The organism is Streptomyces zaomyceticus, from assembly GCF_014656215.1.
Classification (GTDB): domain Bacteria; phylum Actinomycetota; class Actinomycetes; order Streptomycetales; family Streptomycetaceae; genus Streptomyces; species Streptomyces zaomyceticus.
Genome location: NZ_BNBZ01000018.1, coordinates 22538 through 35611 on the forward strand (window position 1 = coordinate 22538; position 13074 = coordinate 35611).

Here is a 13074-nt window from a genome sequence, read left to right on the forward strand (position 1 = left end):
CCCTAGCCCAGCTATCCCGAGTTCAGCCAACCCACCTAGCGCGACATAGCTAAGTCACGCATCCATTCCCTGTTGACCTGGCTAGCCGGGCGAGCTAGGTTCTTCCCATCGGCCCCGCCAGGGGCCCCGAATCACAGGAGTGAGCACATGGCCCGTATCCCGGTCCTCGTCAAGCCGACCGACAACTACATCACCGGCACGGGCGGCGCCCCGAAGATCAAGAACCCGGAGACGGGGGAGATCGCGACCGACCGCGACACGGGGGAGACCCTCTACACGGTCACGGTGATGCAGATGTCGGACGGCCGTGCCGAGATCCTCAAGATCACCGTGCCGGAGTCCGGTCTCCCGGTGGGGCTGACGGCGGGAGTCATGGTCCGTCCGGTGGACCTGATCGCCACCCCGTGGGCGCGCATCTTCAACGGCAGCCTCTCCGACGGCGTCGCCTACCGGGTCTCGCGTCTGGAACTGGCCCAGGCCCCGGCCATGGCCGCGCCTTCCGCTTCGGCCGAGACGGTCTCCGAGTCGGCCGCTGCGGTCAAGAAGGCCGCGTAATGGGCGCCACTGCCGGGCGGGGTTCCGTCACTCCGCCCGGCGGCGGCAAGGGGGCCTCGCCCCTCTCCGCTGACGTACTGGCCGTCTTCACCGCCCACGGGATCGAACTGGACTGGATCGCCCGGATGCACGTCTCCCGCGCGGTTCATGAGGCCCGGATGTCGGTCTACGGCTACGGGATCTGCGCGGACGTCAAGGCATCCATCGAGGACATGAAGAAGAAGGGAATGGGGAGGGTTCGATGAACGTGGAAGAGGTCTTCGGCTGGGCACCGGTGGTGCTGGTGGCCTGCGCCGCGCTGCTGGCGATGTGGGCCGTTATCAAGACGGTCCGCTACGTGCGGGCGGACAAGGAAACGCGCCGGAGCATCCGGCAGGCCGTGAAGATCCGGATGACGTGGACTCGGCTGGCGAAGATGGCCGGGCTGTCGGTCACCGACCGCACCCCGCCCTGGCTGTCCGCCCTCACCACGAGCAAGGGCGCCCCGGAGCCCAAGCCGCGTGAACTGGTCCCGATGATCAAGACGCAGCCGGACCGGTACGGAGTGATCGTCCACATCAAGCTGCTGCCGAAGGTCGGGATCAAGGAACTCCAGGACAAGGCCCGGTTCCTGGCCGACGCCTGGGGCTGCGTCCGCGTCGCCGTCGAGGCCGGTAAGCCGGGCCACGCGATCCTGCGGGCGATCCGCCACGACCCGCTGAGCGACCACACCCAGTACGTACCGACCGGGAAGCCGCCCACCGACCTGACGGTGTGGCCGGTCGGCCGGGACGAGTACGGCGCCCCGGTCCGCATCGAACTCAAGAACAAGTCGGGGGCGGTGGTCGCGGGCGGTGTCGGCGGCGGCAAGTCCAACCAGCTCACCGCACTGATCACCTACTTCGGGCCGTCCCCGGCCGTGCAGTTCGCGGTGATCGACGGCAAGGTGTCCGACGCTGCCCACGGTGACTACGCGGACGTGCTGCCCCGTGTGTTCGCGCACGCCGGAAACGACCTGCGAGAGGCCAACGCGCTGCTGCGGCGGCTGGTCAAGCTGCTCCACGACCGTGCCACGGCGGCTCGGAAGGTGCTGGGCACGGCGAACATGTGGAACGTCGGCCCCAGCGAACAGTGGCCGCTGGTGATCGCCATCATCGACGAGTCCCACACCTTCTTCCACGACCACAAGGGCAGTGACAAGGAGACCCGCGCACTCGCTGCCCTCGCGGCGGAGAACGTCCGCCTGACGGGTCTGCTCGTCAAGGGCGGCCGGTCGGTCGGAATCTTCACGGTGCCGGCCACCCAGAAGGCGACCGGCGACGCCATCCCCACCTCGATCCGGGACGTGTGCAGCGCTGCCCTCTCCTTCTACCAGCGCACCACCGAAGCGTCCGTCGCCGCGCTCGGGGATGACATCCGCAACTGGCCGGACATGGACCCGATCAACCTCCAGGGCTCCCAGTACGTAGGCGTCGCGTCCATGGCCGCCGAAGGGCGCCCCGGCTTCGTCCGCGTCCGTACCCCCTACCTCGACCCCGCCAGTGCCGTGACCGTCGCCCTCGCCACCGCCCACCTCACCCAGGACCCGACGGTGCTGCTGGCCAACCTGACCGCGCCCAGCCTGCGCAAGGCTGAGCCTCCGGAGGACGACGCTCCCGCCGCAGCCTGAACCCCCAACCCCATGCCCGTACCCAACTCCCCGGGAAGGGAGGTGAATTACCTTGACGGAAGACCGGACGACGCAGCGCACCATCACCGTTGTGATGATCTTGATCGCCGCCCTGGCGTTCGTGTTCTCCTTCGGGAACGTCTGGGCCCTGGCCCTGCGGCTCGGAGTCCCGGCCCCGATCGCTCCGCTGATCGCGCCCATGGTGGACCTGTCGGTGATCGGGCTCCTGGTCGCGCTGCGCTCCCTGTCTCTGCGTGGAGTCCCCGCCGGTGACCTGCGCTCGGCAACTCGGCTCATGCACCTGTCCGGCCTGCTGACCCTCGCCCTCAACACCGCGCACCCGCTCCTGGCCGGACACTACGGACGGGCCGCCCTCGACAGCGTGGCCCCGCTCCTCCTGCTCGGCTGGGGCTCAGTGGGTCCCGCCCTGCTCCGGCACTTCCACGCCATCGCCCCCACCGCCCCCGGTCCCTCGCCGGTCCCGGTATCCGAACCGGTCACGGCACCGGCTCCTGAGCCGGACACAGAACCGGCCACGGCCGTGATGGAGCCCATCGCCGAACCCGCAGCGACCCTCGCCGCGCCGGCTCCGATCACCACCGCCACACCGGCCCCAGTGGTGAAGACCGCCCCGGCTCAGTCCCTTGTGGTCCCGGAGCCGCTGATGGCCGCGGCCCGCACCATCGCCGCATCCCACCTGGCCGCACACGGCGAACCCATCACTCCGGTGCAGCTCCGCACCCGCCTCGGCATCGCCCTGCCGCTCGCCACCGCCGCGCACGCGGCCCTGTCGGTCTGACCCGCCCGCCGGCTTTCCCGGCACCTCCCCACCTCTCGGCCCCTCTGGGCCTGACCCGCCATGCCTGCGGCCAGCACCCGACTCCGACCGTGGTGCTGCCCGGGGCCCTCCTCATCAGCGGAAAGGATCCTCCTGCCGATGCCCCGCGACCTCGACCTGCGGCACGTGATCAGCCCCGCTGTCCGGGACCTGATCGAACTGGCCAACCTCGACAACTTCGACCGCACCCGCGACCAGATCACCCGCCTGCACGGTTGCACCCGACCGATCAACCTCGTCGGCCACACCACCACCCGCAATGCCGCCACCGGCGAAACGATCCGCTCGTACTCCACCAGCGACGAACCCACCGGACGGCTCCTGACCACCTGCGGCAACCGCCGTGCCTCCCGCTGCCCCGCCTGCTCCCGCACCTACGCCGCCGACACCTACCACCTCGTCCGCGCCGGACTCTGCGGCGGCAAGGACGTATCCGAGACCGTCCGCGCCCACCCCCGCGTCTTCCTCACCCTCACCGCCCCCTCCTTCGGCCCCGTCCACAACCGCCCCACCACCAAGGACGGCAAGTCCTACGCCTGCCGCTGCGGCATCCACCACCTCGACGGGGCCCCCGAACTCGGAACGCCCCTGCACCCCAAGACGTACGACTACACCGGCGCCGTGCTGTGGAACGCCCACGCCGGAGCCCTGTGGGCCCGCTTCACCCTCAACCTCCGCCGCGCCCTGGCCGCACACTTCAGCATCACCCAGAAGGACATGAAGCCGGTCCTGCGCGTCTCCTTCGCCAAGGTCGCCGAGTACCAGAAGCGCGGCCTGGTCCACTTCCATGCCGTCGTCCGCTTCGACGGCCCCGACGGCCACACCAGCGCCCCGCCGGCCTGGGCCACCGTGGGCGACCTGCGCACCGCCATCGCCACCGTGGTCGAGAGCACCACCCTCACCGTCACCTCCGACACCATCGGTGACCAGGAGATCAGCTGGGGCAAGAAGTTCAGGGCCGACGAGATCACCGCCCTGGGCGACGGCGAACTCACCGACGCCGCCGTGGCCGGGTACGTCGCCAAGTACGCCACCAAGAACGCCGAGGACTCCGGAACCGTGGAGCGGTCCCTGATCTGCCGGACCTGTTCCGGACGGGGCACCGTCGGCGGACGCGTCAAAGACCTGTGCCCGGACTGCGAAGGCACTCGCCAGGCCGAACCCCTCAAGGACCTGCCCGTCCACCGGCACGTGAGGCAGATGATCCGCACCGCCTGGGACCTCGGCGGCCTGCCCGAGTTCGCAGACCTCAAGCTCTGCAAGTGGGCCCACATGCTCGGCTTCCGCGGCCACTTCTCCACCAAATCCCGTGCCTACTCCACCACCCTCGGAGCCCTCCGCGACGTACGCCGCGCCTGGCGACTCGCCCAGGCCGACGCCGCCCGCACCCGCGCCGGCCACCCCACGCCCACCCCGGACACCGTCCTCGTCACCGAGTCCTCCTGGGCCTACCTGGCCTCTGGGTACCGCCCCGGCGAGGAACTCCTCGCCGCCCAGACCCGCCACGACATCAACCAGACCCGCGCCGACAAGGAACGTGCCAAGACCGAAGGGGAGGTATGGCAGTGACCGCCGCACCGACCACCCGCATGCTGACCCTCGTGGAAGCGCTGACCGAGCTGCGCATGTCCCGGGCCGCCTTCTACCGGCTCCGCGCTCGCGGGAAGGCGCCCCGCTGCCTCAAGCTCCCCAACGGACAGATCCGCATCCGCCGAGCCGACCTCGACATCTGGTTCGAAGGTTGCGAGGTGCCCGCGTGCTGACGTATGACGTGAAGATCTGGGGCATCCGCAAGCGCGCCGACCGGGCCGCCGCCTACCAACTCCGCTGGCGAGTCGGTGCCCAGCCGTTCTCCAAGAGCTACAAGATCAAGGCCCAAGCGGACGGCCGCCGTGCGGAGTTGCTGACCGCCCTACGCAATCGCGAGCGCTTCGATACCGACTCAGGTCTGCCCGAATCCGAGGTTCGGGCCCTGGGATCCCCCACGTGGTTCGCCCACGCTCGTGCCTACGCCGAGATGAAGTGGCCGGCGGCCTCGGCCAAGCACCGCGCGAGCATCGCGGATGCCCTGGCTACGGTCACGTCCAGGCTGGTCAAGGACAACCGCGGTGCTCCGGCACCGAAGGCTCTTCGAGCCGCGCTCTACGCCTGGTCCTTCCGGTTCGTCCGCGGTGACGACGGTGAACTGCGTTGCCGACTCGATGTGGAGACGCCACCGGCCGACATTGTGGCCGCGCTCGACTGGATCGAGCGTAAGTCGGTAGACATCGCCGACCTGAGCACGCCTTCTGTAGTGCGGTCCGCGCTCAACGCCCTGAAACTCAAGATGGATGGGACGCCTGCGGCCGAGAACACGGTCAGGCGCAAGCTCCCCGTGTTCAGCAACTGCCTCCGGTATGCCGTGGAGTGCGAGCTATTGACGAAGCTCCCCCTGGGCCAGGTGGACTGGAGCCCGCCGGGGACGGACGACGAGATCGACTTCCGATTCGTTCCCGGCCCCAGGCTCGCCAAGGACCTGATCGACACCGCTGGTAGGCAGGGCAAACGCGGTCAGCACCTGAAAGCGTTCTACGGCTGTCTCTACTACGCGGCGAATCGCCCGGGGGAAGCAACCGGGCTGCGCGAGAACGATTTCGTCCTCCCAGAAGAAGGCTGGGGAGAGGTGATCCTCTCGACCAGCACCCCGCGTGTGGGTTCGGGCTGGACGGACACCGGCGAGTCCTTCGACACCAGGGGTCTCAAGAAGCGGTCCCGCAAGGCAACCCGCTCCGTGCCCATCCCGCCCGTCCTGGTTCGCCTGGTGCGCGAGCACATCAAGCAGTTCGGCACCGCCGAGGACGGTCGCCTCTTCCGCGCTGTCCAGGGCGGCCACCTACTCTCGAAGGAGTACGGCGAAATCTGGCAGGCCGCCCGCCGCGAGGTCCTGACCGAGGCCGAGGTCACCTCCTCGCTGGCAGACGTGCCGTACTCCCTCCGGCACGCGGGCGTCTCCCTCTGGCTCGACTCCGGTGTCACGCCCGCCGAGGTCGCCCGCCGAGCCGGCCACAGCATCGCGGTCCTCTTCCGCTTCTACGCCAAGGCGATACATGGATCTCAAGATAGAGCCAACGCTCTGATAGAGAGTCGATTGCTCTAGCGTCACCTCGACGCGATCTGACCGCTCACCTCTCCAGCCGGAGCAGGAATGGCGATGGCCGATTCCCCATCCACCTCGGGCCCCTCAAGGTACTGGTCGAGAAAACCCTCCAACTGGGACACAACCAATTCCCACTCGTCAAGCACAACGGAAGAAGCATTCAAAAGACCTGAGCGACCATGCAGAATGTCCGATGACTTCTTATAGATATGGCGAGATAGCCTAATCACGCCAAGAACCTCTCCATACCTATCCTGTCCCACAAGGCCAAGCACAAAGGCCAGTTGAGCATCCGCCCCGTTTGAGACAGTCGGAGGCCGATCCGGTTTGGACACTAGCTTATAGGCACCAAAAGAAACCCTCTCGATTCGCAGCCTCAACTCCAGAACCTTGATTCTGCGCAACGAGAGGTCGGCCACATCCATTCAGAAATCCCACTCCCCTAGGGTCGAGCAAGCATCAAGACCTGCTCTGATCTCCAACTTCAGATCAGCCTTCACTTCCTCTCCCCCGTGTGCAGCACTGTTCCACTTGGCAACGTGATGCCCGCATGCCTGCCGGGCCTTGTCGACAGGGTGAGAAAGAGCTGGATCCAAAGAGATGATCCGCTTGGCAACATCGAGTCGCTTGACGGTTGTCATTGCTTCATCAAGGAGCCCCAGCGAAGTAGCCACGTTCTCCCCTGAGTGCAGCGAATACCGGACTACACACTGCCTCAGCGCGTCATCCAATGCCTGCCGCAGCAACCCTCGAATGATCTGCACCTCACTGAGGTATCCGGTAGAAGACACCTTGGGCGAGAACTGCCATACCGATTCGGCATCCTTAATAAGGACCCGCCAAAGCTCGTCGGTCTTCTCAACAGAGATCTCTCCCCGGATCCCGTCACGACTTACGACCCACGCATCGCACACATGGCTCCGCGCCAGAAGATGCTCTTTCAAACGCTCATCGTGAGTTAGAACGATGACGCGCCTAACCCTAGCCAGGTCGGAAATAACGGCGGCGAGTCTGTCGACCCTAATTTCATCGAACGAATGGACGGGATCGTCAAGGATCAGGAAATTGAAGGGCCCAGAACCAGCCGTCGCAAAAAGCGGAGCAAGCAAGAAGGCATTCCTCTGCCCCGCGCTCAGCATGGCAAGCTCCAGCTTGTTCCCATCAGCTCCCTGTACGGAGATTTCAGCTCGTGTACGCTTGAGGCTTACCGATTCCAGGACGATTCCAGCATCTTTCAGGAGACGCTCCACCTGCACGCCGGCCTTACCTTCGAAACGCACAGTGCGCCCGGTACGGAGACGGTCCTCAAGTTCGCCGATACACTTGCGCGTAGCCTCCCAGAGTGGAGCAGAGTCGGCTTCCTCGTGATCCTGCTCCCAGGCCACGATGTACGGTTCTAGCGTCGCCCTACGACCCCGTCGCCACTGGGCTGAAATATCACTCAGCTCGATCGCCTTACTCGAAAGGCCCTTCCAGGCTTCCCCTGAAAGTTCCGCTCGAATGCTGAGGAATCCTTTTACTACAGGGGCGACAGGCTGTTCGCCGTATGCCTCGAACGCCGCCAGCAGAGCTGCGTATTCGGATCGAAGACTGCCGAGCAGTGATTCATCGAACTCATCCAGACCCGAGACTATGTCGAGAACTGTCGGGATGACTTCAACGGCTCCGCGAAGTGCCTTCAGTGAGGATTTTGCCGCATTCCTCCTTGGTGCAGTCTCGGCGACATTTGCCAGGTTGTCAGCTAGACGCTGCACCCAATCGGAAACCTCACTGTCACAGACCGGGCAGATATAACCGCTGTTGGCAACCTGCTCGACCTCCGAATGGAGAGAAGTCAGATGAACCGCCAAACGATGGTGGACCGTAGGAACATCCCCTAGCACCAACTCCAGTGCACGGTCGACATCACGCAGCGAAGAATCCAGTCTCTCGATTCCAGCCGCCGTAACCTCGGGTAGTGTTGCTCCGACTTCGGTGAGGCCGTTCTCAGTCAGCCAGACCCGCACGTCGCGCACATCGTCGCTCCAGGACACATCTGGAAGATGGTGCTGTGGTTCGAGTCCCAAGAAGTGGGCATCTACCCTTGCCACCCTCTCCTTAGCGCTCTTGAGTGCGGCAGCGAGACGCTTACGACTATCGGATGCGGAGGAGCTGATCTCCTCAACGCGACGTTCCAGGTGATCAAAGCAGCCACCGAGTGCGAGCAAATTCTCAATGTACCGCTGCAGATCTTCGTGCTGCTGCACACGCCTCTCTACATCGGCATATGAAAATACTGGCGGGTGGGATTCCACGGCATAGCTCCATGGGGTCTCCGAGATTTCGAAGCCCACAGGCTCCCCGCTCGAAATCTCACGGAGAGAATCGAAGTTGTTAACCTGGCCATCCTTACCGATTCGAGCGGTGAGCCGAAGGGACTCATCACCTCGCATCAGAACGACTTCAACCGTTGATTCTTCCGCATCACGGGCACAGTTCACTTTCTCCCACAGTGGACTCTTCCCGCTTCTCGCAGTCGCCGGGGTAACTGCCGCCCACCAGTCCGATCGACCCGAGAGCGCCGTTCGAATTCCATCAGAGATGCTCGACTTCCCAGATCCATTGGGCCCGTGAAGGATAGTCACACCCGGCGTCGGGTCAAACTGAAAGGAAAAGGGAACGGTCGCACCCTGAAACCCCTCGATCCTCAGCGAAACGAGGTCCCACGAAATGCCACTCGTAGGATCCCATGCATCGGTTCTCCCAGTTCCCCCGATCTCTTCGATCAGAGTGAGGAGGTTCTCCCAAGCCTGTCTCTTCTGGGGGCTGTTCGCGCGAGCCACCGCGATCTTGCTTTCCTCGGCAAGGTCTGCGTATGTAAGAAGACTCAGCTCGCTAGAGCCGGCCGAGGCTCGGGCGCGATCGCCATCAGGGGCCGAACTGGTAGCCGTGTAACGATGAGGGTCCACCGATGCTCCCTGTGCAGAACGCTCCTTGCGATTCGCGATGTTACCCAGGTAACTACGGCTGGTGCATGGGGTTTTGCCCGATTCCCTTCCCCTGAACCTGAAGCACGCACGGCGGTCCACACCTGGTCCACACGCCCTGATCCAAAGCGGCACACGGGTGGGTCAGGGTGAGACAGGGCCCCACGAAGAAAGGGTGCCCCTGGTCGGGGCACCCCTTCTGGTCAGCACGTTCTCTGACCTGCTGCGGTGGGTGTGGGATTTGAACCCACGGTGACATCGCTGCCACGACGGTTTTCAAGACCGTTCCCTTAGGCCGCTCGGGCAACCCACCCCGCGCCGCCGTGTGTCCACGGACGGCGCGGGGGACAGCCTAGCCGGTCAGTTGTCGCCCGTGCGTTCGCCGAGGGTGACCGTGGCCGTGGCGGTCTTGCCGTCGCGCTCGTAGGTGATCTTGACCGAGTCGCCCGGCTTGTGGGTCCAGATCTCGCTGATCAGGGTGGGGCCGCTGTCGATCGGGTGGTCGTCGAAGGCCGTGATCACATCGCCCGCCTTCAGGCCCGCCTTGGCCGCCGGGCCGTTGGCCGTGACCGAGGAGGTGCCGCCCGAGCCCTGGGAGGCGATCGTGGCGCCCTCGCCCTTCTCGTTCATGTTCACCGTCGCGCCGATCACCGGGTACACCGGCTTGCCCGTCTTGATCAGCTGCTGGGCCACGTTCTTCGCCTGGTTCACCGGGATCGCGAAGCCCAGGCCGATCGAGCCCGCCTGGGTCTGGCCGAAACCGCTCCCCGTGGACTGGATGGCCGAGTTGATGCCGATCACCGCGCCGCTCGCGTCGAGCAGCGGCCCGCCCGAGTTGCCGGGGTTGATCGAGGCGTCCGTCTGCAGCGCGCTCATGTACGAGTTGCTGCCGCCCGAGGCGTCGCCCGAGGCGACCGGGCGGTTCTTGGCGCTGATGATGCCCGTCGTCACCGTGTTCGACAGGCCGAAGGGCGCGCCGATCGCGATCGTCGAGTCACCGACGGCCACCTTGTCGGAGTTGCCCAGCGGCAGCGGCTTCAGGCCCTTCGGCGCGTTCGTGAGCTTCAGTACGGCCACGTCGTAGCCCTCGGCCCGGCCGACGACCTCCGCGTCGTACGACTTGCCGTCCGGGAACGTCACGGAGAGCGTGCCGCCGTCCGCCGCCGATGCCACCACGTGGTTGTTGGTGACGATGTGGCCTTCCTGGTCGTACACGAAGCCCGTGCCCGTACCGCCCTCGCTCTCGCCGCCCTGCGAGCCGCCGGACTTCGCCTGGATCGTGACCACGCTCGGCAGCGCCTGGGCCGCGACCGCGGCGACCGTGCCCGGGTCGCGCTTGAAGGCCGCGGGGGCCTCGCTCGAGGAGACCGTGGTCGAGCTGCCGCCGTCGTCGCCGCGCTGGGCCGCCCAGTAGCCGATGCCACCGCCGATGCCGCCCGCGACGAGCGCCGCGGCCAGGACCGCCGCCACGAGACCGCCGGTCCGCCTGCGCGGGGCCGCCGGAGCGTGAGCCGCGGGCGGGGGCGGGGCGCCCCAGGCCGGTACGGCCGGCGGGGGAGGCGGCCAGCCGGCGCCGGAAGCGGCCGCCGCGCCGACCTGTTCCGGGGCGGGGGCGTGGCCCGGGGCGGAGGCGTGGGCGACCGTCGGCGCATCGGCCGGGGCCGGGGCCGGAGGCGGGCTCGCCGGCGAGGCCGGGGTCTGCGCCGTCGTCGGGGCAGAGGTCGGTTCGGGGGTCGGCTCGGGGGTCGTTCCGGGATGCGTCGGTGCCGACGTCGTCGATTCCGGCGTCGGCGTCGAGGGAGGCGTCGGAGGGGCGGACGGGGTGGGCGGGGTCGCCGGTGCCTCCGTGCCCTCGTTCTCGGTGCTCACAGCTCGCTCTCCTCGTTGACTGCGCGGGGTGGTGGTACCTACTGGTCACCTACCGGGTCCAGGGTGCTGCACCAGCTTTTCCCACAGGACGTCAGGCCGCTGTAAGGCGGAGCTGTGCATTCACACTCCTACCTTTATATACGGACAGAAAGGACGCCTTCCGGTGTGCCCGTCCGACCCCGCCAATGGCACCATGACGCCGTGACTCACGCACGGCAGCACCCGAACCGCGTCCCCCTCCAGGTCGTCGCCCACCGTGGAGCCTCCGAGGACGCACCGGAACACACCCTGGCCGCCTATGTGAAGGCCATCGAGGACGGCGCCGACGCGCTGGAGTGCGACGTCCGGCTCACCGCCGACGGCCATCTCGTCTGCGTCCACGACCGCCGCGTCGACCGCACCTCGAACGGCCGCGGCGCCGTCTCCGCCCTCGAACTCGCCGATCTCGCCGCCCTCGACTTCGGCACCTGGAAGGGCCGCGACGAGTCCGGCGAAAGCCCGGACCGGGGCGACCCCGGGGCCACGTCCGTCCTCACCCTCGAGCGCCTGCTGGAGCTGGTCAGCGACGCCGGGCGCCGGGTCGAGCTGGCCATCGAGACCAAGCACCCCACGCGCTGGGCCGGTCAGGTCGAGGAGCGGCTGCTCCAGCTGCTCAAGCGGTTCGGCCTGGACGCGCCCGCGTCCTCCGCCGACTCCCCCGTCCGCGTCATGAGCTTCTCCGCGCGCTCCCTGCAGCGGATCGCCCTGGCCTCGCCGACGCTCCCCACCGTCTCCCTCGCCCAGTTCGTCTCGCCGCGGCTGCGCGACGGGCGCCTCCCCGCGGGCGCGCGCATCGCCGGGCCCTCGATCCGGATCGTCCGCCACCACCCCGCCGTGATCCTGCGGCTCCAGAAGGCCGGGCACCAGGTCCACGTCTGGACGGTCGACGACGCCGAGGACGTCGAGCTCTGCGAGCGCCTCGGAGTGGACGCGATCATCACCAACCGGCCCAAGCAGGTGCTCGCCCAGCTGGGCCGCGACTGAGTCGCCTCCCGGTGGGCCGCGACCGAGCCGTCTCCGGGCCCGGCCGCGACCGAGCCGTCTCCGGGCCGGGCCGCGACCCGGCCGTCTCCGAGTCCCTGCCCAGGGCACCCGGTTTTGGCCCCGTCGAACGGCTGGTTTTCGCCCCCTCAGCCTCTCTCTTCCCTTACGTCACAAGGGTTCCCAGGGCTTTCAGGGAGTGCACCGGCGCGTTCGATGCGTACGCGATCGTCACGAGTGCCTCATCGAACGCGGATTGGCCGGTTTCCGGTCCAGTCCATTGGGGCATCCACACGGTGGCGTGGGGCAAAGGAGGTCTCGGGGGTGGCGTTGGTGGTGGCACAAGAAGTGCCCACGTCGTCGAGCATGGCCGTACCCCATGGCCCTGCGGGCGTGGGTAAGGCGCGACACCGGATGCGGGACGAGCTGTACCGCAGCGGAATGTCCGATTCGGTCGTCGACGACGCGGTGCTGATCCTTTCCGAGCTGCTCAGCAATGCCTGTCGCTACGGCAGGCCGCTGGGGCAGGCGGATCGGGGCGACGGGGATGTACGGGCGGCCTGGCGGGTGGACCCGGCGGGCGGCCTCAGAGTCGAGGTGACGGACGGCGGTGGCCCGACCCGGCCCGTTCCGGCGACGCCCTCGGTGACCGCACGGGGCGGCCGCGGGCTGAACATCATCAGTGCGCTGGCCCAGGACTGGGGCGTACGCGACAGCGCGACCGGCGAGGTCACCGTCTGGGTGGTGGTCACGGAAGGACACCGCCGCGAGGACTTCGCGGCCCGTGTCGGCGGCGGCTCGCGCTTCGACATCCTGGACGCGTACGACGATCTGGACTGACCTCGTACGAGCGCGGGTGCGGGTGCGGGTGCGAGTCCTGGTGCGGGTACGCGGACCGGACCCTCGCGGACCGGACGTCGCTCACCGGCCTCGCGGACGCTCCTGGAGCGGACCCCGCGGACAGGCGGCCCGCGGTCCGGCGGCCCGCCTGAGGGGCGTCGGTGCCCGGTGCGGCTAGGCTCGCGCCCGGAACAAGCACCGC

At 67.4% G+C, this 13074-nt stretch carries 12 protein-coding genes and 1 tRNA gene; 9 read left to right on the forward strand and 4 right to left on the reverse strand.

Annotation, left to right across the window (positions count from 1 at the left end):
- The first annotated feature begins 147 nt into the window (after positions 1-147).
- The 7 genes from IE311_RS22650 (at position 148) to IE311_RS22680 (ending at position 6177) form a co-directional block, all read left to right on the forward strand.
- Positions 148-555, forward strand: a complete 408-nt coding sequence (locus IE311_RS22650) for an SCO3933 family regulatory protein (RefSeq protein ID WP_189833615.1) — start codon at positions 148-150, stop codon at positions 553-555.
- The gene (locus IE311_RS22655) at positions 555-800 is read left to right on the forward strand and encodes a hypothetical protein (protein WP_189833616.1); all 246 of its coding nucleotides are present in this window, start codon (positions 555-557) and stop codon (positions 798-800) included. The genes IE311_RS22650 and IE311_RS22655 overlap by 1 nt, the downstream gene beginning before the upstream one ends.
- Positions 797-2203, forward strand: coding sequence for an FtsK/SpoIIIE domain-containing protein (locus tag IE311_RS22660; RefSeq protein WP_189833617.1), 1407 nt, complete (start codon positions 797-799; stop codon positions 2201-2203). Before IE311_RS22655 ends, IE311_RS22660 begins: the two co-directional genes overlap by 4 nt.
- Before the next feature lie 52 nt (positions 2204-2255).
- Positions 2256-3002 carry a DUF2637 domain-containing protein gene (locus tag IE311_RS22665; protein WP_189833618.1) on the forward strand — a complete coding sequence of 249 codons (747 nt, stop codon included), beginning with the start codon at positions 2256-2258 and terminating at the stop codon, positions 3000-3002.
- 138 nt (positions 3003-3140) lie between these two features.
- On the forward strand, positions 3141-4610 hold the full coding sequence (locus tag IE311_RS22670) for a zinc finger-like domain-containing protein (protein ID WP_189833619.1): 1470 nt from the start codon (positions 3141-3143) through the stop codon (positions 4608-4610).
- On the forward strand, positions 4601-4804 hold the full coding sequence (locus IE311_RS22675) for a helix-turn-helix transcriptional regulator (RefSeq protein WP_189833620.1): 204 nt from the start codon (positions 4601-4603) through the stop codon (positions 4802-4804). The genes IE311_RS22670 and IE311_RS22675 overlap by 10 nt, the downstream gene beginning before the upstream one ends.
- Entirely contained in the window at positions 4798-6177 is a 1380-nt protein-coding gene (locus IE311_RS22680; protein ID WP_189833621.1) for a tyrosine-type recombinase/integrase, read from the forward strand. The genes IE311_RS22675 and IE311_RS22680 overlap by 7 nt, the downstream gene beginning before the upstream one ends.
- A 2-nt stretch (positions 6178-6179) precedes the next feature.
- Here IE311_RS22680 and IE311_RS22685 read toward each other — a convergent pair whose 3' ends face one another.
- The 4 genes from IE311_RS22685 to IE311_RS22700 all read right to left on the reverse strand — a co-directional run bounded on the left by IE311_RS22685 (position 6180) and on the right by IE311_RS22700 (position 11012).
- The gene (locus IE311_RS22685) at positions 6180-6602 is read right to left on the reverse strand and encodes a hypothetical protein (RefSeq protein ID WP_189833622.1); all 423 of its coding nucleotides are present in this window, start codon (positions 6600-6602) and stop codon (positions 6180-6182) included.
- Complete coding sequence (locus tag IE311_RS22690) at positions 6603-8999, reverse strand: AAA family ATPase (protein WP_189833623.1); 2397 nt, start codon at positions 8997-8999, stop codon at positions 6603-6605.
- Positions 9000-9369: 370 nt separating this feature from the next.
- Positions 9370-9456: transfer RNA gene (locus IE311_RS22695), tRNA-Ser, on the reverse strand.
- Between the two features lie 47 nt (positions 9457-9503).
- A complete protein-coding gene (locus tag IE311_RS22700; protein WP_189833624.1) occupies positions 9504-11012 on the reverse strand; it encodes a S1C family serine protease in 1509 nt (502 codons plus the stop codon).
- Positions 11013-11213: 201 nt separating this feature from the next.
- Here IE311_RS22700 and IE311_RS22705 point away from each other — a divergent pair, with 201 nt between their 5' ends.
- The gene (locus IE311_RS22705) at positions 11214-12035 is read left to right on the forward strand and encodes a glycerophosphodiester phosphodiesterase (protein ID WP_189833625.1); all 822 of its coding nucleotides are present in this window, start codon (positions 11214-11216) and stop codon (positions 12033-12035) included.
- A gap of 213 nt (positions 12036-12248) precedes the next feature.
- The gene (locus IE311_RS22710; protein ID WP_189833626.1) at positions 12249-12872 is read left to right on the forward strand and encodes an ATP-binding protein; all 624 of its coding nucleotides are present in this window, start codon (positions 12249-12251) and stop codon (positions 12870-12872) included.
- Positions 12873-13074 lie beyond the last annotated feature (202 nt).

Coding starts and splice junctions, on each gene's coding strand:
- IE311_RS22650 (WP_189833615.1), top strand. CDS start 148: ATGGCCCGTATCCCGGTCCTCGTCAAGCCGACCGACAACTACATCACC.
- IE311_RS22675 (WP_189833620.1), top strand. CDS start 4,601: ATGGCAGTGACCGCCGCACCGACCACCCGCATGCTGACCCTCGTGGAA.
- IE311_RS22660 (WP_189833617.1), top strand. CDS start 797: ATGAACGTGGAAGAGGTCTTCGGCTGGGCACCGGTGGTGCTGGTGGCC.
- IE311_RS22710 (WP_189833626.1), top strand. CDS start 12,249: ATGCGTACGCGATCGTCACGAGTGCCTCATCGAACGCGGATTGGCCGG.
- IE311_RS22670 (WP_189833619.1), top strand. CDS start 3,141: ATGCCCCGCGACCTCGACCTGCGGCACGTGATCAGCCCCGCTGTCCGG.
- IE311_RS22655 (WP_189833616.1), top strand. CDS start 555: ATGGGCGCCACTGCCGGGCGGGGTTCCGTCACTCCGCCCGGCGGCGGC.
- IE311_RS22685 (WP_189833622.1), bottom strand. CDS start 6,602: ATGGATGTGGCCGACCTCTCGTTGCGCAGAATCAAGGTTCTGGAGTTG.